At 40.4% G+C, this 20,038-nt stretch carries 19 protein-coding genes; 2 read left to right on the forward strand and 17 right to left on the reverse strand.

Features of this window, described 5'->3' with window-relative positions; all coding sequences use genetic code 11:
- Positions 1-438: 438 nt before the first annotated feature.
- The 15 genes from D0T49_RS04840 to D0T49_RS04910 form a co-directional block, all read right to left on the reverse strand.
- Positions 439-966 carry a hypothetical protein gene (locus D0T49_RS04840; RefSeq protein WP_163629463.1) on the reverse strand — a complete coding sequence of 176 codons (528 nt, stop codon included), beginning with the start codon at positions 964-966 and terminating at the stop codon, positions 439-441.
- Between the two features lie 134 nt (positions 967-1,100).
- Positions 1,101-2,846 (reverse strand): hypothetical protein, encoded by a 1,746-nt coding sequence (locus D0T49_RS04845; RefSeq protein WP_163629464.1) that lies wholly within the window; start codon positions 2,844-2,846, stop codon positions 1,101-1,103.
- A complete protein-coding gene (locus D0T49_RS04850; protein ID WP_163629465.1) occupies positions 2,843-3,163 on the reverse strand; it encodes a hypothetical protein in 321 nt (106 codons plus the stop codon). Before D0T49_RS04850 ends, D0T49_RS04845 begins: the two co-directional genes overlap by 4 nt.
- Positions 3,142-3,771 carry a hypothetical protein gene (locus tag D0T49_RS04855; RefSeq protein ID WP_163629466.1) on the reverse strand — a complete coding sequence of 210 codons (630 nt, stop codon included), beginning with the start codon at positions 3,769-3,771 and terminating at the stop codon, positions 3,142-3,144. The genes D0T49_RS04850 and D0T49_RS04855 overlap by 22 nt, the downstream gene beginning before the upstream one ends.
- A gap of 20 nt (positions 3,772-3,791) precedes the next feature.
- A complete protein-coding gene (locus D0T49_RS04860) occupies positions 3,792-4,136 on the reverse strand; it encodes a four helix bundle protein (protein WP_163629467.1) in 345 nt (114 codons plus the stop codon).
- Between the two features lie 173 nt (positions 4,137-4,309).
- Positions 4,310-4,813 carry a hypothetical protein gene (locus tag D0T49_RS04865; RefSeq protein WP_163629468.1) on the reverse strand — a complete coding sequence of 168 codons (504 nt, stop codon included), beginning with the start codon at positions 4,811-4,813 and terminating at the stop codon, positions 4,310-4,312.
- 452 nt (positions 4,814-5,265) lie between these two features.
- On the reverse strand, positions 5,266-6,606 hold the full coding sequence (locus D0T49_RS04870) for an FISUMP domain-containing protein (protein ID WP_163629469.1): 1,341 nt from the start codon (positions 6,604-6,606) through the stop codon (positions 5,266-5,268).
- 2,269 nt (positions 6,607-8,875) lie between these two features.
- Positions 8,876-10,159: a folylpolyglutamate synthase/dihydrofolate synthase family protein gene (locus tag D0T49_RS04875; RefSeq protein WP_163629470.1), complete on the reverse strand. Its 1,284-nt coding sequence runs from the start codon at positions 10,157-10,159 to the stop codon at positions 8,876-8,878.
- Positions 10,160-10,174: 15 nt separating this feature from the next.
- On the reverse strand, positions 10,175-10,744 hold the full coding sequence (gene gmk, locus D0T49_RS04880; protein ID WP_163629471.1) for a guanylate kinase: 570 nt from the start codon (positions 10,742-10,744) through the stop codon (positions 10,175-10,177).
- 167 nt (positions 10,745-10,911) lie between these two features.
- Positions 10,912-11,787, reverse strand: coding sequence for a YicC/YloC family endoribonuclease (locus D0T49_RS04885; protein ID WP_163629472.1), 876 nt, complete (start codon positions 11,785-11,787; stop codon positions 10,912-10,914).
- A 74-nt stretch (positions 11,788-11,861) separates the two neighbouring features.
- Positions 11,862-12,554: a YjjG family noncanonical pyrimidine nucleotidase gene (locus tag D0T49_RS04890; protein ID WP_163629473.1), complete on the reverse strand. Its 693-nt coding sequence runs from the start codon at positions 12,552-12,554 to the stop codon at positions 11,862-11,864.
- A gap of 79 nt (positions 12,555-12,633) precedes the next feature.
- The gene (locus tag D0T49_RS04895) at positions 12,634-13,497 is read right to left on the reverse strand and encodes a hypothetical protein (RefSeq protein ID WP_163629474.1); all 864 of its coding nucleotides are present in this window, start codon (positions 13,495-13,497) and stop codon (positions 12,634-12,636) included.
- A gap of 306 nt (positions 13,498-13,803) precedes the next feature.
- A complete protein-coding gene (rsmI, locus tag D0T49_RS04900; protein ID WP_163629475.1) occupies positions 13,804-14,475 on the reverse strand; it encodes a 16S rRNA (cytidine(1402)-2'-O)-methyltransferase in 672 nt (223 codons plus the stop codon).
- Positions 14,476-14,554: 79 nt separating this feature from the next.
- Positions 14,555-15,610, reverse strand: a complete 1,056-nt coding sequence (gene ribD / locus D0T49_RS04905) for a bifunctional diaminohydroxyphosphoribosylaminopyrimidine deaminase/5-amino-6-(5-phosphoribosylamino)uracil reductase RibD (RefSeq protein ID WP_163629476.1) — start codon at positions 15,608-15,610, stop codon at positions 14,555-14,557.
- A 43-nt stretch (positions 15,611-15,653) separates the two neighbouring features.
- Positions 15,654-15,965, reverse strand: coding sequence for a DUF3467 domain-containing protein (locus tag D0T49_RS04910; protein WP_163629477.1), 312 nt, complete (start codon positions 15,963-15,965; stop codon positions 15,654-15,656).
- 47 nt (positions 15,966-16,012) lie between these two features.
- Here D0T49_RS04910 and prmC point away from each other — a divergent pair, with 47 nt between their 5' ends.
- Positions 16,013-16,852, forward strand: a complete 840-nt coding sequence (gene prmC / locus D0T49_RS04915; protein ID WP_163629478.1) for a peptide chain release factor N(5)-glutamine methyltransferase — start codon at positions 16,013-16,015, stop codon at positions 16,850-16,852.
- Positions 16,853-16,944: 92 nt separating this feature from the next.
- Here prmC and D0T49_RS04920 read toward each other — a convergent pair whose 3' ends face one another.
- Positions 16,945-17,712, reverse strand: coding sequence for a hypothetical protein (locus tag D0T49_RS04920; protein WP_163629479.1), 768 nt, complete (start codon positions 17,710-17,712; stop codon positions 16,945-16,947).
- A 283-nt stretch (positions 17,713-17,995) separates the two neighbouring features.
- Here D0T49_RS04920 and D0T49_RS04925 point away from each other — a divergent pair, with 283 nt between their 5' ends.
- A complete protein-coding gene (locus D0T49_RS04925; RefSeq protein WP_163629480.1) occupies positions 17,996-18,619 on the forward strand; it encodes an inorganic pyrophosphatase in 624 nt (207 codons plus the stop codon).
- Between the two features lie 44 nt (positions 18,620-18,663).
- On the opposite strand, the gene cysK is transcribed toward D0T49_RS04925, so the two are convergent.
- Positions 18,664-19,611, reverse strand: a complete 948-nt coding sequence (gene cysK, locus D0T49_RS04930) for a cysteine synthase A (RefSeq protein WP_163629481.1) — start codon at positions 19,609-19,611, stop codon at positions 18,664-18,666.
- Between the last annotated feature and the right edge of the window lie 427 nt (positions 19,612-20,038).

A 20,038-nucleotide genomic window follows, 5' to 3' on the forward strand; every position in this document is an offset into this window, starting at 1 on the left:
CTTAATTTTTACTGAAAACAAATTTATCCCTGTGCCCGCAGGTATATACGGAACACAGGAATAAATAACAAGGTTTACCGTTAAGTGCTGAGATACACCGTACACTGAAGCCGTTCGCACGGCCGTTATTGTTCGCAGGGTACACGTCACTACCATTGAAGGCCAAGTTGTACGAGTACACACTGCTAAGGCTACCACTCCAATAGTTGCCGTTAGCACCTACGTTGTAGAGCTCGCCATTACTGTTGCTGCGAAGGCCGGCGGCGGGCAAAAANGGCAACAGGCAGCTTGCTGAATTTAACAAACTCTCTCCCATTAAATCATTTGAAACAACCCAATGAGACTCCCGTTTTGTCTGATAAACCTTATAATTTAAATACACGATATTTTTATTAAAAGATATAGTTTTACAAAAAAAAAATAAAACACATTCAATTTTTAAAATCCACAATAATTTCTTTGTGAAAAATTCAAACAGGTTCTAAACTCCCGCCCTATTCTTACCATAAGCACAAGTGCCCATATCACCATTACATACATACTATTGTATAAAACAAACATACTAATTGTTCCTGTGCTATGATACAACACACGGCACAGGAACAGAGTATAAGATTTATCGTTAAGTGCTGAGATACACCGTACACTGAAGCCGTTCGCACGGCCGTTAATGTTCGCAGGGTACACGTCACTACCATTGAAGGCCAAGTTGAGCGAGTACACGCTGCTAAGGCTACCACTCCAATAGTTGCCGTTAGCACCTACGTTGTAGAGCTCGCCATTACTGTTGTTGCGATAGCCGGCGGCGGGCAAAAAGAGCAAACATTTATGTCGTAACCCGATGCCGGTACCCGAAGGAGGCAACAGGCAGCTTGCTGAATTTAACAAACTCTCTCCCATTAAATCATCTGAAACAACCCAATGAGACTCTCGTTTTGTCTGATAAACCTTATAATTTAAATACACGATATTTTTTTAAAAAGATACAGTTATAAGTAAAATAAAACCCATACGATAATCTATTCCCGTTTTGGTTGCTTAATACCGGAAAGATATTTCAATAAATTAAACTCCCACTACATTTTTACTATAACCACCACCTATATCACCATTATATATATACTATTGTATAAAACAAACAGACTAACCGTTCCTGTGCTATGATACAACACACGGCACAGGAACAGAGTATAAGATTTATCGTTAAGTGCTGAGATACACCGTACACTGAAGCCGTTCGCACGGTTGTTGATGGTCGCAGGGTACACGTTACTACCATTGATGTTCAGGCTGAGCGAGTAATCACTGCTAAGGCTACCACTCCAGTAATAGCCGTTAGAACCTACGTAGTAGAGCTCGCCATTACTGTTGTTGCGAAGGCCGGCGGCGGGCAAAAAAAGCAAACATTTATGTCGTAACCCGATGCTGATACCCGAAGGAGGCAACAGGCAGCTTGCTGAATTTAACAAACACTCTCCCATTAAGCTGCACAAGGCAACCCAATGAGACTCTCGTTTTGTATAATAAATCTTATGATTAGTATTAGTATATATAAAGCCTGTAATCCTGAATAAAATTACTCCTGTGCTATGATACATTATATAGCACAGGAGCAAACAATAAAGTTCATCGTTAAGTACTGAGATACACCGTACACTGAAGCCGTTCGAACGGTTGTTAATGTTCGCAGGGTACACGTTACTACCATTGATGTTCAGGTTGAACGAGGTATAACTGTAAACGCTACCACTCCAGTAGTTGCCGTTAGAACCTACGCTGTAGAGCTCGCCATTACTGTTGGCGCGATAGCCGGCGGCGGGCAAAAAGAGCAAACATTTATGACGTAACCCGATGCCGATACCCGAAGGGGGCAACAGGCAGTTTGCTGAATTTAACAAACACTCTCCCGTTAAGCTACACAAGGCAACCCAAGGGGACTCCCGTTTTGTATAATGAACTTTATGATTAATGCTTTTGAGTACAAAGTACGTGTACCGGATAAATAAATTTACTCCTATGCTATAAAGTATCATATAGCACAAGAGTAAATAAGAAAGTTTACCGTTAAGTGCTGAGATACACCGTACACTGAAGCCGTTCCCACGGTTGTCAATGTTCGCAGGGTACACGTTATTACTACCATTGAAGGCCAAGTCGAGCGAATACACACTGCTAAGGCTACCACTCCAGTAACGGCCGTAAGAACCTACCTGGTAGAGCTCGCCATTACCACGGTCGCGATAGCCGGCGGCGGGCAAAAGAAGCAAACATTTATGTCGTAACCCGTTACCAATGCCCGAAGGAGGCAACAGGCAGCCTGCTGAATTTAACAAACACTCTCCCATTAAGCTACACAAGGCAACCCAAGGGGACTCCCGTTTTGTATAATGAACTTTATGATTAATGCTTTTGAGTACAAAGTACGTGTACCGGATAAATAAATTTACTCCTATGCTATAAAGTATCATATAGCACAAGAGTAAATAAGAAAGTTTACCGTTAAGTGCTGAGATACACCGTACACTGCGGCCGTTCGCACGGTAGCTAATGTTCGCAGGGTACACGTTACTACCATCAAAGTACAGGTAGAGCGAGTACACACTGCTAAGGCTACCACTCCAGTAAAGGCCTGCAGTACCTACGTTGTAGAGCTCGCCATTATAGTTGTTGCGGTTGCCGGCGGCGGGCAAAAGAAGCAAACATTTATGTCGTAACCCGATGCCGGTACCCGAAGGAGGCAACAGGTAGTTTGCTGAATTTAACAAACACCCTCCCATTAAATCATTTGAAACGACCCAATGAGACTCCCGTTTTGTATAGTAAACCTTATGATTAGTATTTTTCATGTATCAAAGTTCATGTTCCGGATAAATAAATTTGTTCCTGTGCCATGAAACTCTCTCCGAAGCACAAGAACAAATAAATAAAGTTCACCGTTAAGTGCTGAGATACACCGTACACTTAAGCCGTTCGAACGGTTCGTTATGTTCGCAGGGTACACGTTACTACCATCAAAGTTCAGGTAGAGCGAGTACACACTGCTAAGGCTACCACTCCAGTATCGTCCGCCGGAACCTACGTTGTAGAGCTCGCCATTAGAGCGCTCGCGGTTGCCGGCGGCGGGCAAAAATAAGCAAGCATTTATGTCGTAACCCGTTGCCAATGCCCGAAGGCGGGCAACAGGCAGCTTGCTGAATTTAACAAACTCTCTCCCATTAAATCATTTGAAACAACCCAAAGGGACTCCCGTTTTGTATGGTAAACTTTATGATTAATGTTTGTTGTAACATTTACACTCCCGATACGCCGACGGTGTTGGCTCACAAGCTGCTTTGCGCAGGCATTTGAAACCTCAGTGTATAAGCAAATAAATTTGTTCCCATATCTGCCAATAGAGGCAAAACACAGGAACAAACAGACAGGTTTACCGTTAAGTGCTGAGATACACCGTACACTGAAGCCGTACGAACGTAGCTCAACGTTCGCGGGGTACACATTACTACCATTGAAGTTCAGGTTGAACGAGTACACACTGCTAATACTACCACTCCAGTATCGTCCGCCGGAACCTACGTTGTAGAGCTCGCCATTACCGTGATTGCGAGAGCCGGCGGCGGGCAAAAAAAGCAAACATTTATGTCGTAACCCATTGCTATAATAAAAAACAAGCAACAGGCAGCCTGCTGAATTTAACAAACACTCTCCCGTTAAGCCGCACAAGGCAACCCAAGGGGACTCTCGTTTTGTATGGTAAACCTTTATGCGTTTCATGTACGTCGCCATCCTCGTTTTTATTGCTTTACACTGCGCTCCCAAGCTGTAAGCTGCTTACTCAGGCTTTCGATATATTCATTGGCACGTACAAAATCGCGTAGTGGAAACTGGTTCAGGTCGTTGCACAATCGAAACTGCAAGCGTATCACTTCTACATTTTCGCGGGCTGTGGCAAGCAACTCTTTTTTGTGGGTGGCACAGTTGGCTCGGTAGATATTCTGCAACAAAGTCATCAATTCTTTTTTCATTGATTCGCCAAGAGTATAGCGGTAGTCGCGTTGCATATGCTTACTCGATTTGAAAAGGAGCAGCAACAGGTCGTAACTAACTTTATATACGGGTAAATTTTCGTAAGTAGCCATAATACTGATTATCTGTTTTTATTTTGCTTGAGAGGGGCGGAAGGAAGGGTTTTATTATTTTTATAACACAACGGCAAGGCAACGCTTTATTTTCATTAACCTTTTCGTTTCATTAAATTATACTAACAACAACAGGCTTAGTGAAATTTATAAAAATAATCAAAACATTTTTTTCAACCCAGCAATAACTCTACCCGCTCTTTCAGTTCTTTCACAAAAAGCATTGTCTCGATTGGGCTTCGCTCGCCCAGCGGATAGGTACGTATGTGGTTGAGGATAGAGTACCCGCTCTCGGCATCAGCAACCCTCTCAGGTTCTTTCAGTTCTTGTTTCGGGGTATTTTTAGTAGTGGCCTGAGGTACGGACAAAGGAGTATCGTTTTTCCAGCTCTCAAACAAATTGCTGTCGACAGGGGCTGTCAGATGAAATTGTATGCAACTTTCATCCAACGCGACAGGAAATCCTAAGTGGTCTTGAAAAAAATCTAACACTGATGGTGGGAAGCCTACTGAAATCACTTCGCCGCCCACTGCTTTTATATGTTTCTTAGTTGCTTTTAGTCTTTTGTGATTCGATAAGGCAAACGCGCTTTGCTCATAAGCTACCCAAAATGCGCCTTCTTTATACAGAAACACAGATTTCCCATCTTCTCTTTTTAGTTTATCGTACACTTTCATAGTTAAAAACATTTTTATTCAATGTGTATGCGTATATTCCACCTTGAAATAACAACACCACAAATATAAAAATATTTTTAACAATAGTATGTATTATTTAAAAAAAATAATTGCACACCGATTAATCTCGTTTTATAACGTTAACCATCAGTTAATTGTTAACAGCTACGAGATAGAAATTATTTTCAACGAATCAAATAATCAGCACATTTTTAAACCTTGCTTTGCCGGATTTCTTAGCAAAAGAAGGAAAATTCGGAGGGAAAATAAAGATTTTTATCTAGAAGTTGTCTAAATTTTAAAATCCGGCATTTAATTTTGTGGCTAATTTTTTTACAGCTACTTTTTTGTAGCTGTAAAAAAAAATCGCCGCGAGCGGCTATCGCCGCCCCCCCGCCAGACTTTATCAAGCCTGACGGGGAAAAAATAGACGAATGGACAAATAGTCGGATTTATAATTCTGAGATACACCGTACACTTAAGCCGAGCGAACGGTACGTAATGTACGCAGGGTACACGTTACTACCATCAAAGAGCAGGTAGAGCGAGTACACACTGCTAAGGCTACCACTCCAGTATCGTCCGCCGGAACCTACGCTGTAGAGCTCGCCATTAGAGCGCTCGCGGTAGCCGGCGGCGGGCAAAAATAAAGTAGTGGTCTCGCCATCAGGTTTGATCTCGTAACCGTTTGTTCCGCCTGTAGAATACCAAGACCAAGTGTTAGCTACAGCAGTACCAGAAGCACCGGGAGCTGAACCGCCACGGAAAATATCACTCCATTCGCCCTGAGCAGGAACGCGCCAGCCGGCAGGACATGGGTCGTAAGTACCATTTTTTTGGTTACGCCAGTTAAGGTCAGCGGTAGGAGCTGATGTCCAATTGTAAGGGTAAGAAGTAATTTTAAGGAACGTATTTGTTCCTGCTGTCAGACCAGTAACCGGAGCTGTTGTAGTTGAAGTCGTACTTGCACGTTTTTCGTGACCATCAGTTGTACGACCCCATTGGTATAAGTCGCCGTAAACAGCGGAATGAGTGTTTTTTGTATCAGGATAAGAAAACACAGGGCTAGATACTGCTTTTTGAGCAGTAATACTTTGGTTGGTTGCACCTAAATTGTAACACATAAATTTACTCCAACCACCACTTACGGTTTTAGCACCACATCCTACTGCTACTTCGGCTATATCACTGTTTATACTGTTGCCGTTAGCATCGGTAACTTGGCAATAGTAACGGCGCATTCCCAAAGCAGATAAGTCGGGAGTAAAAGTTGCTGCTGTTTCACCGGTTATAGGAGCAGGAGCAGCATTCTGATTAGCAGTGATTTCGTACCATTGGTAAGCAAGAGGAGCTATTCCGGTAGCCGATACGCTGATAGTAGCCGATTCGCCACCAATACCCGACATGCTACCTGCTGTCGCAGTTTCACGCCAATTGAAAGCACGAGGCTGAGTAGTAATAACTAAATTGTCGCTACCACCACTACAATCGGATACCCAAGCAGTACCGTTCCATGTGTCAATACAATTAGTAACAGTATTGTAAATAGTTAAACCCTTAGCTGCTGTTTTTTCAGCAGCGGTTTTGCTGCTCAAAAGCGCGTCACGCTCGGCAGTTGTCAGTTTCGGCAACTGAATCCCACCCTTTACCGTTGTAGTATTCAGCTCCAACAACGAGTAAGATTGAGGCTCTTGGTCGGCTCCAATAGTTACCTGAGCATTAACAATGCTTAATGGCAACAATAACATAACAAACACCAATAGTGTTTGCACTAAAATCTGTCTTCTGTTCATAAAATTTGTTTTTTAATTGATTGGTTTATAAACTTTTATAATTTTTATTATTAACCCGAATATTTTATATCTCCATGTTTTTGTTGCAACAGAAAAACACGAAAAACCTAAAATATTTTTAAATTATTTATTATACGAAATCCTTTTTTCTCCCGTCCCATTTAGCGGCTTCGAGTCCGATTTACGGGTAATATTCTTGCCCCTCCCTCTCGTTTGCAAACGAGAGGGAGGGGGGGGTATTCACCTCACCCCCTGCCCCTCTCCTTGAGGAGAGGGGTTGAGTTACTTCTGATTGTTATATTACTATTCATTCACGTTCTTTCTTCTTTTTTTATTCACTTTTCTTTATCGGGCGAAAGATGTTTCGCCCCTACAAGTGTTATCTGTCATTCTTATTTTTAAAATACTTTATTTGGCGCAAGTCTGTGACTTGTGACTATATTTTTTCGCAGTTTTAAACTGCATTTGTTTTCGGCACAAGTTGCGCTACGCTAAACTTGCGCCAGTCAGGCAAACGAGGGGAAGTAGCGTATCCCCACTGGCGCGGATGTTACATTCCGACGTGTCGGAAATTGCAGTCCGTGTCCTGCTTGAAAAGCAGCAATAATCACTTCCTTTTATCCGTAAAGCGGACTCAAAGCCGCCATACGGATACGGGTAAACAAATAGATATAACTTAATATGTTTCAAACACTTACACTCAACTATACAATACTGCAAACAAGCCCCAAAAAGGCTAATGGTGAAAAAACAGCAAAGGCGTACGATAAGGACCTAACAAATCCTATACACCGGACGCCTTGATGCTATTCTTCCCGAACCACGCTGTGAACAGCAACGTGGCCAGACATAACCAACATTCATTAAATCTGAATAGAAAACAAAAAACAATACCGCTGCCGGTATTTTGAAAATATCGACAGCGGTATATGCGAAAATCCTGAAAGGAAAAACGGTTTTTTCCCTCCGGACAAATTTTAAAGTCGTAAGTTTTTTGGCTAAAAAAGGGATAATATCCCCATATAGTATTAATAAAAGTCTCAGAGTGAGGCCTGTACTCTCTCTCTCTCTCTCTCTCTCTCTCTCTCTCTCTCTCTCTCTCTCTCTAATAAATAGTGCGACATTACAAAGCTTTTAACACTCATAATATGCATTTCTTTATTCTTTTTTTGGAAAAGACTCATCATTTGCTTTTTTAATCTTTTTAGCCCTATTTTTCGAAAAATAAAGTAACAAGAAAAATTTTCTCACTTGTCACACGGGTACAAAAGTAGATGCTTTTTACATTCTACGCAAAATATTTAACAAATTTGGTTCAGTACATTATAAAATACAGGGGAAAACAAAATCTAACTATACCACGCACCAAGCAAATTATGTTAATTACCCTGTTTAAATCCGTTTTAAGAGATTAACTATAAAATATTAAACAATACCCCCACCTTATTATAAATTATGCTTTAAGCCTTTATATATGTGATTTAACAGAGGCTAATTGGTTAATTATTGTAATACAACGGAACTAAATGGATAAATACAGGGCTAAACAGGGCTAAAATACCTTAAAAAATAAGAATGGAATGTTATTTTGTTCCCTTTTTCTTATCGAGTATGCCCCGAAAGTCTTTTTTTTGAACGCCGCTCCACACCACTGGCGCATCATTGGCGCAAGTTTAGCGGAGCGCAACTTGCGCCGGTGGTAGCAATGTTCTTTTTTATGAGCAGATTATCTTGAGCATGAAACCTTATTTTCAGAAATCAACCTTAGTNCCGCACATGCTACCGCGCGAATCCTTCGCGTGGTAAGGTGAAAAAAGAACCGGAAAGCCACACGATACAATCGTGCGGCAGCAAGGGGGCACAAGTTGCGCTCCGCTAAACTTGCGCCGGTGGTAGCAATGTTCTTTTTTATGAGCAGATTATCTTGAGCATGAAACCTTATTTTCAGAAATCAACCTTAGTAACATAAATAGTCTCTAATAGGCCTAACCTTATTAGCTTATTAAACTGTCTGATAAATAAGCTAATAAGGTAAATATTACAGTATTATCCTTATTACTAAGGTTTAATACAAAAATAAGGTTTTTAAGAGGCTATTCAGATGATTATATCAGCATACGTTGTAAAACACATCCGCAATATCAATACCTCAGAACCGCACATGCTACCGCGCGAATCCTTCGCGTGGTAAGGTGAAAAAAGAACCGGAAAGCCACACGATACAATCGTGCGGCAGCAAGGGGCAAGTTTAGCGGAGTACTTATAGGTATTAACGGAAATAAGGCAGGGCTTCGCCTACCACAAAGTTGCTGCCACCTACGAAAACCATATCGGCAGGGGATGATTCTGAGATGGCCTGCTCTACCGCCATCTTCACCGAGCTGAAAGAACCGCCTCTAAGCCCGAATACGGAGGCTTGGCGCTGCAGGTCGTCCGCAGGCAGGGCGCGGGCTATATCGGCCTGCGTGAAATAATAAACGGCATTGCGGGGAAGCAACGAGAGCACTGCGGTTATATCTTTATCGTTTACCATCCCTACCACAATGCGTAATGTGTTGTACTGTTCTGCTTTCAGTTGCTCCGCTACCCAACTGATGCCTGCTACATTGTGCCCTGTATCTAAAACAATTTTCGGGCTATCGCTTACTATTTGCCAACGCCCTTGCAACCCGGTTATCTTATTTACATCGGCCAAGCCATCTTCTATATTAGCTGCGGATATATGAAAGCCTTGTTTTTGCAACTGCCCGATGGCAACCAGTGTGGTAACTACGTTTTTCAACTGGTAGTTTCCCGTAAGCCCCACCCTAAACCGGCGGTTGTCGGAAGTGGTAACCTGCAATTTGCCCGATTCCGTTTTACCGGATCTTATCGCCAGCAGTTCGTCGGCAAACAGGATGGGTGCATCCATCTCCTTTGCCTTACGCCGAAACACGGGGCGGGTAGCCGGCTGGCTTTCGCCTATTACCACAGGGGTGGCATGTTTTATAATACCCGCTTTCTCGGCGGCTATCTTTTCTAAGGTATCGCCAAGAAGCTGTGTATGGTCAAAACTTATATTGGTTATAACTGATAGTTCCGGCTGTATTATATTCGTGCTGTCGAGCCTTCCGCCCAAGCCCGTCTCTACAATGGCCACATCTACCTCCTTGTCGGCAAAATAAGCAAATGCCATAGTCATGGTAGCTTCGAAAAATGACGGCTGTATTTTTTCGAAAAGGGATTCGTGCTTTTCTACAAAGTTTACGACATACTGCTCCGGTATTTTTTCGCCATTGATACGGATACGTTCGCGGAAATCGACCAGATGGGGCGATGTGTACAGCCCCGTTGTGTAACCGGCCTTTTGCAAAACGGCCGAGAGCATATGCGATACCGAGCCTTTGCCGTTGGTTCCGGCAATGTGGACGGTTTTGTATTTGGTTTGAGGATTGTGGAGCGCATTCAATAAGCTGGTGGTATTTTCCAAGCCCGGCTTGTAAGCGTCTTTGCCAATATGATGGAATACCGGCAAGCGGCTGTAAAGATATTGAATGGCCTCGTGGTAGTTCACCTTGTTAAAGCGTTATCAGTTTTTGAGTAAAAATTCCCTGATTACATTCTCAGCCTCTGTTTTGGCCTGTTCCAAATCATCGTTCACAATGATTTGGTCGAACTGCGGGGCAAATGTCATTTCATATTCGGCCTTGTTAATGCGCTCTGCTATCTTTTCGGGCGAATCGGTGGCACGGCCTTTCAGCCTCTCCTCCAAAGCACTTACGCTCGGAGGTGCTATGAATATAGCCAACGCTTTGTCGGCATACTGCTTCTTTATATTCAACCCTCCTACTACATCTACATCAAACACCACATTCTTGTTTTGACCTATAATCCTGTCGACCTCCGAACGCAGGGTTCCATAATACAGGTCGGAATATACTTCTTCGTATTCCAAAAATTCGTTTTGCTGTATTTTACTGCGAAACTCGTCGGCCGAAAGGAAGTAATAATCGCATCCGTGCTGCTCTGCGCCACGCGGGGCACGGCTCGTAGCCGAAATGGAAAATTCCAAGTTAAACTCTTTAGTGAGCAAATGTTTTACCAAAGTGCTCTTGCCTGCCCCCGATGGAGCCGAAAATATGATTAGTTTACCTGACACCGTGTTTTTGTTTTATTTATATCTACTTCTAATTGTTTCTTTTACGACCTCACCCCTGCCCCCTCTCCTTGAGGAGAGGGGAAGAAGATAGAGTTTATTTTAAAAGGAGAATTTAATATTATCGAAGATTATCAACTAATCACTATCAGCTAATAGCTATTCACTCCTTACAATACATTCAAGACCTGCTCTTTTATCTGCTCCAACTCGTCTTTCATCAGAATCACGATTTTTTGCATCTCGCTATGATTGGCTTTGGAGCCAAGGGTATTGATTTCGCGCCCTATCTCCTGTGCTATGAAGCCCAGTTTTTTTCCGGGAGATTTTTCAAAATCCATTGTTTCGAGAAAATAGTCCAGATGGTTGCACAAGCGTACTTTTTCTTCGTTCACGTCCAGTTTCTCAATATAGAATATAAGCTCCTGTTCCAAGCGGTTTTTATCATAGTCGATTTTTTCCGACAGGCTTTGCAGGTTTTCTTCCAAGCGTGATTTTATTTTCTCCACCCTTTCGGCCTCGAAAGGCGCTACCTGTTCCAGCAAGTTTTTTATGCTGTTTATCTTGCTTTCAAAAACCGCTCTTAATGCTTTCCCCTCCTGCGCACGAAACTCCTGAAGCTGCTCTATCGCCGCACGTATTGTACGAAGAATTTCAAACCACTCATTCTCATCCAGTTCCTGCGATTCGGTTTTAAGAGTATCGGGCATCCTAAGCAACACTTCGAACCAGTTGTCGGGTGTAGGCACTCCAAGCCTCTCCGATACCGATTTTATCTGCTGGTAATACGACTCCACTACCGGCTGGTTAATGATAGTAGCCGACTCTTTGGTAGAGTTGTCAATATATAGTGCAAAATCAATCTTACCACGCTCAAGCCGTTGCGATATTTCGTTTCTTATCTCGATATCCTTTTCGCGATAGAGCGACGATATGCGGGTAGAAATATCTATCTGCTTGCTATTCAGCGACTTAACTTCAACTACTATTTTTTTATTTCCATATTCCAGCGTGGCTTTTCCAAAGCCGGTCATTGATTGTATCATGCTATTTTGCTTTTTTTGATGGATGCAAAAGTACGTTTTTTATTCGGGAAGCGAAAACAAAGCCCCGCTAAATATCACAATATCATGTAGACCTTTTCTAACATATCGACGATATGTGTTGCCGATTGCCCGTCCGACAATTCAACACCACGCCAGTTGAAAAATATCTGGTCGATACCGGCGTTTTGCGCCCCCTGTATATCTGCCTGATATATATCTCCTATCATAATGGCTTCTTCGGCTTTCGCATTGTTCAGGTTTAAAGCATAGTCAAATATCTTCCTGTCGGGCTTCAAGGCTCCGGCATCTTCCGACAGAACCACATGTTTAAAATAATGGTCGATACCGCTATTCTTCAATTTGCGGTACTGCACTTCAATAAACCCGTTCGAGATAATGGTCAGCGTATATTTTTGAGATAGATAATCAAGCAACTCCCGCGCATGAGGCACAAGTATAGTTCTTTCAGGCAAGAGGCTCAGATACATTTCACCCAACTCCCGCACCAAGTTCTCATCTTCGATACCTGCTTTGGATAGCGGGTAACGGAAACGTTCTTTTTGTAAAAAGTCTTTCGAAATCTCCCCTGCCCCATACAAGTCCCACAGTTCGTTGTTACGCTGAATATAAACATCGAAAAACTCTTCGAAACAGTCAAAGTAACTGCTTAGCGATAAACTATCGTAGGTTATATTCAGCGATTTCTTTGCATTTGCATGGAAGTCCCAAATGGTATCGTCCAAATCAAGAAATACATGTTTGTACATGGCTCATTTTTATGCGATAACAAAAATGCGCTTCTCTTAATTATAGAGAAACGCATTTTATGTTATGATTATTTTTTACTTATCGTATTACCAAGTATTTTGTAACACTCCAAAATTCATCCGGATTGATAATTCGAATTACTTTATCGTCACCTTGTTTTTCCAGCTTGTAAGAAGCTTTTGGATGGCTCGACAACATTTTTCCTTTGATTGAAGCTGGTAAAACGATTGTTTGAGTTTCAAGGATATTAACCTGAGTGAATACTCCCTTGTTTACTCCTTTGTCAAACAAAGCTGTTTTACACAAACCTGCTTTTGTCAATACATCTGCTTTTTTCAAATCGCCTTTGCTTCCTGCTATATAATAACCTGTGTACAATTCGGCTTCGTGTTTCGCTACAAGTTCTGCTTGTGCTGCAAGCTGGCTTGTAGTAGCTTCCAGTTCCATTGTTAAGTTACGAAGCGTAGATTCCATTACTTGGATAGTTGAATCTTTAGCTTGTGCTTCGCTTTGAAGAACTGTAACTTTCATTGTTTCTTCAGCCAGTTTGTTTTTAAGGCTTTCTACATTGCGTTGCAATTCTTTCGCTCTGTAAGAAGTACGGTTCAATTGCGTTTTCATTTGGTCAAGCTCTTCTTTTTGCGCTTGCAAAAGCGAGTTCAATTTCGCAATATTATCGTTTACTTTAGCGTTTTCGTCGTTGCTAAGTTTTGTTTTAATTTGTTGTATGTGGTCTGCTTCTTTGCTTTCTACTTTTTGAATACCTTTTTCAATATGGCTGAAAACAAATTGATATTCTCTTACATCTTTTGCCAAGGCTTCCTGAACAGACATAATAGAATCATTCTTAGATTGTAATGCTTTATACTTCTGTGATTTCTCCACACACGAAGTTGAAGCAAACAATAAAACAATTGCTACGGTGTAAAATACTGATTTCATAATATATTAATTAATGTTATTATTATTGTCTCTGTTCAAAATGCAGATGTAAAAGTACAATATAAGTTTTTATTTCACAAAAAAATTTACGCAAAAGTGCCTTTATAGAGCACCTGAATGAGATACAAAAACGTTTTAAACAAAAGCAATCAATTAATAATCAACAAAATAAACAACAACCTCAAAAAATCATTGATCCGCTTTATTTTATAACAAATTGGGATAAAAATTGTTTTGTCCAGCTCTTTTTTACATGTAAAAAAGCATTTTGATAAAAACTCCCAAAAAAGGCAATCAATTATCTCTTCACTTCTCTTTACCTGCTACTACAATAACAAATTCGCCCTTAGGCTGATTAATTGTAAAATGTTCTATCAATTCCGCAAGGGTTCCTCTTTTTGTTTCTTCGTATAGTTTGGAGATTTCGCGCGATACAGAAGCTAAGCGTTCTCCCCCAAAATACTCTGAAAATTGAGAAAGCGTTTTTAATACCCGGTATGGAGATTCATAAAAAATCATTGTACGGCTTTCTTCTGATAATTCCTTTAACCGTGTCTGGCGTCCTTTCTTCTGCGGCAAGAAACCTTCGAAACAAAAACGGTCGTTAGGCAACCCCGAAGCTACAAGAGCCGGCACAAAGGCTGTAGCTCCCGGCAGGCACTCCACCTCAATACCTTCTTCTACACATTGGCGAACAATCAGAAAACCCGGGTCGGAAATAGCCGGCGTGCCTGCATCGGAGATAAGGGCAACCACCGTGCCTGCTTTTATACGCTGAGTGATAGTCTGAACTGTTTTGTGCTCGTTAAATTTATGATGCGACTGAACAGGGGTGGATATCTCGTAGTGCTTCAACAAAAAACCGCTCGTACGCGTATCTTCGGCCAGTATTAAATCCACCTCTTTCAAAATACGGATAGCACGAAAAGTAATATCCTCAAGATTACCAACTGGAGTGGGAACAATATATAATTTCATTTCTTCAAAATTTGAAAATACGCAAAAACAATCAATAGTTACAGGTATTGTTTTCTGACAATTAGAAAAAACAGGACTTTTATTTTATTGAACACTTTTCATTCTTATAATATAACAATGTATGGCCTTGATACTCTTTATGACTACAAGGTATCTTACACATCGAAGGAGCTTTCACACCGCCTCCTGCTATATTAGGAGCAACCTCGACCGTAGCTTCATCCCACAAACCTTGTTGGATAAACGAATTTAAAAGACTTGCTCCACCTTCTACAAGCACTGAATGGATATTGCGTTCGTACAGGTTTTTCAAAATACTCTCCAACACCTTATCATCAAAGTCAACAAGTTCATATTCCGGATTTTGTTCACTCTGTTTTTTTTGCCCTGTATAAACGATAGTAGGCACTGCCCCATCCAACAAATGATAATTTGAAGGGATTCTCCCTTTTTCGTCCAACACAATGCGCACCGGATTGACCCCCGCCCAATTCCTGACAGTTAGCGACGGATTGTCCAATACGGCAGTATTTGTTCCTACCATTATTGTTTGATTTTCAACACGCTGCTTGTGCACCAGCATCTTAGTCAGCTCATTCGAAATCAGCAAGGGAGGAGCAGCGGCATTTTTTCTGTCATTATCAATATATCCGTCGCGTGTTTGTGCCCATTTTAGCGAAATGTAAGGACACTTTTTCTTCTGAAAAGTGAAGAAACGCTTATTCAGTTCTTCACATTCACTCTCCAGACATCCTACCTTAACATCAATCCCAGCCTCGCGCAGCTTTGCAACCCCTCGGCCTGCCACTTTAGGATTTGGGTCGAGCGTTCCTACCACTACTTTCGGTATTCCACAAGAAACAATCAGATCGGCACACGGAGGGGTTTTTCCATAATGCGAGCACGGCTCAAGGCTAACATACATGGTCGAGTTTTTTAAAAGCGCCTTATCTTTAACCGAATTTATGGCATTGGGTTCGGCATGAGCTTCTCCATAACGCCGATGATAGCCTTCGCCTATTATCTTTCCGTCGCATACTACAACTGCCCCAACCATCGGATTGGGGGCAACATAGCCGGCACCATAACGCGCCAACTGTATGCAACGGCTCATATATAACTCATCAACGTTCATCTGACAAGGATTAAAAACGACTCCAATCTCCTACTAAAACCCATTACGCTTCGCCACCACTGAAACCGATAGGAGGCATAGGAGGATTGTTTTTGTTTTCGGGAATATTTATTTTACCCTGCTGGGCTTCGTATTTCACGATATTGTCTTGCAATGCAAAAAGCAAACGTTTAGCATGTTCGGGAGTAAGAATAATACGCGACTTTACATTTGCTTTTGACGTGCCGGGCATGATTCGCACAAAATCTACAACAAATTCGGATGTAGAATGTGATATGATAGCCAAGTTAGAATACGTACCTTCGGCCACTTCGGCAGATAGTTCGATATTCAATTGATTTTCTTTCTTTTCCATTATCTCTTTATTTTTAATTTTATAAATTTTATCTTTGTACACCGAATATGCAAAAATCGCTCGAATATATCAACTACTCCTTAAAGGGTGTATTCCCTGAAAGTGAAATCCGGAATATCAGTTTCCTGTTAATCGAGAAAATCACAGGGTTTTCGCACACACAGGTTTTACTTAACAAAAGTACAATATTTTCTGCTGAACAACACAAACAATTAGTCCGTTTAGTAGAAGAACTAAAAAAAAGCACTCCTATACAGTATGCCTTAGGCGAAACCGAGTTTTACGGATTAAATTTCTGTGTGAACAAATCTGTATTAATACCACGCCCCGAAACCGAAGAATTAGTAGAATGGATATATTGCGACAGCAAGGGGAACAAAAACCTGAAAATACTGGATATAGGCACCGGAAGCGGCTGTATTGCCATTGCTTTAAAAAAACTATTGCCAAACTCGGAAGTAACTGCGTTCGACATTTCGCCCGAGGCTATAGATACAGCACAAAAAAATGCAAAAAAGAATGAGGTTGAAATCAACTTTAAAGAGCTTGATATATTAAATACGCCTCTATTTACTCAAAAGTGGGATGTGATAGTAAGCAACCCTCCTTATATCCCCGAAAGCGAGAAACAACATATGTCGGCAAATGTTCTGAAACACGAACCTTCGTTAGCCCTGTTTGTACCAAACGACAATTCCTTATTGTTTTATCAAAAAATAGCCGTGTTTGCCACCAAACACCTTAATAATGATGGGAAACTATATTTCGAGATACATCACGATAGTGGAGAAAAAACAATAGAGCTATTAAAAAAAGAAGGATTCAAAGACATTGAGATAAGAAAAGATTTGTCGGGAAATGATAGAATGACAAAGGCTTGTATATAATAAGTCTCCCTTAAAAAAAGAAAAAAGATGAGCTTTATCCAAACTCATCTTTTTTCATTAACTGAAATAACACAATCTTTTTATATCTATTATTATTTGCTTATTTTCAATGCACCTTTTACACCTTCGGCACGTACGATATAAACACCGCTTTGCAAATCAGTCATAGTGATGTTTGAGTTTGAAGTACGCACTAAGCTACCTACAGTATTATATACTTGAAGGCTTAAACCATTTTCGTTAACAATTTCAGTTCCGTTGAAATAAACAACATCTGCTATCGGATTTGAAACAGAAGAAACACCAGCCGGAATCCACTCAACTGCATAAATATTTATATTACCATTTCCCGAACCAATCCAGATATTACCACTTTCAGTTACATCAACAACTATATATGGATATACTTTTCCATCAGTAGCTGTTACTGCATTCGATTCTAATAACATTTGATCTTTAAGTGTTTTAGAACCTTGTTTTACAATTATATTTCTATCTGTCGCGCTGTTGCTTCCTGTTCTTGCAGCAATTTTTAATTTTCCTGCCGACTGAGCACTTACAATAAAACAACGATAGTCATCTGCTCCATTTCCACTTGTTTGCAGACGAGCTGTATAGCTGGTACTTGTAGCCTGAGTAGCTGTTGATGGAGTTTCATTAAAATAAGCCGTATTAGCATCTATTTTTCCGGTCTTATCAGATTTTGCATAAAAAGTAATAGTATTATCCGAAGTTGAAATATTTGCATTGATAGTTTTAGTTTCATCGTTTACTATAAAATCAGATGCTTTAAAAGAAGATTGAGCAGACACACTTACTGCCGCAAATAATACAGAAACAAAAAGTAATGTTTTTTTCATAATAATTTTTTTAATAAATGAATATACTTTGATTTATTTAATTTCATGATACAAAAGTAAACTCATGAATAAATCACAATGTGTAAAAATTACTTCTTTATGTGTAATTATTGACATAAACAGCCCTCAGCCCTCAAAAACGAAAAACACCAAACTATATAAATTTATTTTGAGTTGGCTTTCCGATATTTAAAGTAACTTTGCCATTGCACGAATTATTCAGAACAAAATGATTGTAAAAAGACTTATTATATTACAAACCATTTAATATTAAAAATGAATCATGATTAATCACAAAGCTCATCCTTGGCACGGAATAGACATAGGCAACCGGGTTCCCGAAGAAGTTACAACTTTCATCGAAATAGTTCCTACCGACACCGTAAAGTATGAAGTAGATAAAATCTCAGGTTACCTCTCGATAGACCGCCCACAGAAATACTCGAATATAGTACCGGCTTTATATGGATTTATTCCACGCACTTATTGTTCAAAAAAAGTAGCGGAACTGACAAACGCAAGTTTAGGAAGAACCGACATAGAGGGAGACCGTGACCCTTTGGATATATGCATATTAACCGAAAAAGACGTTACTCACGGTGATATAATAGCCAAAGCACATCCTATAGGGGGATTCAGATTGTTAGACCACAATCAGGCAGATGATAAAATAATTGCAGTACTGAAAGACGATTTATTATATAGTATTTATAAGGATATAAGTGAACTTCCGGAGGAAATAGTAAACAGATTGGTGCATTACTTTACAACGTACAAGGATTTGCCAATGGACACACAGCAACGCATGGTACTGACTCATATATATGGGCGGGAAACTGCATACGATGTAATATTACGCTCTATCGAAGATTATAATGACGAAATAGCAAACGGCAAGGAACAGTAAATCTATTCTTGCCGTTTGTTTCATTTTCAAATATGATTTGTTCTTTACAAAGGATATTCTTCAAAAGCATATAATAACGTAGATAAATAACGTTCGCCCGTATCGGGCAATATAGTAACAATGGTTTTACCCTCATTTTCGGGTAACTTAGCCAGTTCGGCAGCAGCATACATAGCTGCACCGGAAGAAATGCCTACTAACAAACCTTCTTTTTTTGCTAATTCTCTGCTTGTCAGTATTGCATTATCATCTGTTACCTGTATTATCCGGTCAACTATAGTCGCATTATATATTTTAGGTACAAACCCCGCACCTATTCCTTGTATTTTATGTGGTCCCGGTTTACTTCCCGAAAGCACCGGAGAACTTTGTGGTTCAACGGCAATTATTTTGATATTGGGATTCAGTTTTTTCAATGCTTCTCCCACCCCACTAACTGTACCGCCTGTCCCTACGGCTGCTACAAAAACATCAACTTTACCATCGGTATCTCTCCAAATTTCCTGTGCTGTAGTATGCTTATGTATTTCCGGATTTGCAGGATTCTCAAATTGTTGCAAAACAACCGAATCAGGAATCTCTTGGGTCAACTCTTGTGCTTTAGCAATAGCACCCGACATACCTTGTGCACCCGGTGTCAAAACAAGCTCGGCTCCCAATGCTTTCAACAAGTTCCTACGTTCCAAGCTCATAGTCTCAGGCATAGTCAAAATCAACCTATAACCCTTCGATGCCGAAACAAAAGCCAATCCAATGCCCGTATTTCCACTCGTAGGTTCAATAATTACCGAACCTTTTTTCAAAACGCCTTTCGATTCGGCATCATTAATCATTGCTAGAGCAACACGGTCTTTCACACTTCCCACCGGATTAAAATACTCCAATTTAGCAATCAGATGCGACTTCAACCCTTTTGATTTATTATAATTCTGCAACTCTACAAGCGGAGTATTACCTACAAGCTCAGTCAGGCTTCGAGCAATTTTTTTCATAAAATATATCTTTAATTTAAGCAAGACTTAATATATTGCCACTTACTAATCAAGCGGAGTTTCCACAGTCTTTAGATAAACAACAAAGATATAACAATGATTGTTTTCTTAAATGAATTTTCAGTTCCAATTTCCAACAAAAAACAAGAGTTGCATTTTATTCAATATGTAATGAATAAAAATGCAACCCCTTTCTTTCTCTTTCTATGTATGTATTCTGTTCGTTTATCGTTATAAGAATTTACTTCTACTGAAGCCTATCTTATATTATAATGTGTAATCCTAAAGAGAAATAGATTACACTATTCTAAAAATTACCATTTTTTTCTGATACCTACATAGGATAGTGCTAATAGTAAAAGTACCATCAAACCTTCTCCTACAGGAGTGTCATTGTATTCGGTCAACAATTCATCACCACCACCTT

Origin of the sequence: Paludibacter sp. 221, assembly GCF_010501035.1 — a bacterium.
GTDB lineage: Bacteria > Bacteroidota > Bacteroidia > Bacteroidales > Paludibacteraceae > QVMH01.

Bases quoted from the DNA above. Each gene is read 5' to 3' on its own strand.
- D0T49_RS04860 (WP_163629467.1), bottom strand. From the start codon at position 4,136: ATGGCTACTTACGAAAATTTACCCGTATATAAAGTTAGTTACGACCTG.
- D0T49_RS04845 (WP_163629464.1), bottom strand. From the start codon at position 2,846: ATGAAAAATACTAATCATAAGGTTTACTATACAAAACGGGAGTCTCAT.
- D0T49_RS04925 (WP_163629480.1), top strand. From the start codon at position 17,996: ATGATTAATCACAAAGCTCATCCTTGGCACGGAATAGACATAGGCAAC.
- D0T49_RS04865 (WP_163629468.1), bottom strand. From the start codon at position 4,813: ATGAAAGTGTACGATAAACTAAAAAGAGAAGATGGGAAATCTGTGTTT.
- D0T49_RS04870 (WP_163629469.1), bottom strand. From the start codon at position 6,606: ATGAACAGAAGACAGATTTTAGTGCAAACACTATTGGTGTTTGTTATG.
- D0T49_RS04920 (WP_163629479.1), bottom strand. From the start codon at position 17,712: ATGAAAAAAACATTACTTTTTGTTTCTGTATTATTTGCGGCAGTAAGT.
- D0T49_RS04855 (WP_163629466.1), bottom strand. From the start codon at position 3,771: ATGAAACGCATAAAGGTTTACCATACAAAACGAGAGTCCCCTTGGGTT.
- cysK (WP_163629481.1), bottom strand. From the start codon at position 19,611: ATGAAAAAAATTGCTCGAAGCCTGACTGAGCTTGTAGGTAATACTCCG.
- D0T49_RS04890 (WP_163629473.1), bottom strand. From the start codon at position 12,554: ATGTACAAACATGTATTTCTTGATTTGGACGATACCATTTGGGACTTC.
- rsmI (WP_163629475.1), bottom strand. From the start codon at position 14,475: ATGAAATTATATATTGTTCCCACTCCAGTTGGTAATCTTGAGGATATT.
- prmC (WP_163629478.1), top strand. From the start codon at position 16,013: ATGCAAAAATCGCTCGAATATATCAACTACTCCTTAAAGGGTGTATTC.
- D0T49_RS04895 (WP_163629474.1), bottom strand. From the start codon at position 13,497: ATGAAATCAGTATTTTACACCGTAGCAATTGTTTTATTGTTTGCTTCA.
- D0T49_RS04910 (WP_163629477.1), bottom strand. From the start codon at position 15,965: ATGGAAAAGAAAGAAAATCAATTGAATATCGAACTATCTGCCGAAGTG.
- D0T49_RS04885 (WP_163629472.1), bottom strand. From the start codon at position 11,787: ATGATACAATCAATGACCGGCTTTGGAAAAGCCACGCTGGAATATGGA.
- ribD (WP_163629476.1), bottom strand. From the start codon at position 15,610: ATGAACGTTGATGAGTTATATATGAGCCGTTGCATACAGTTGGCGCGT.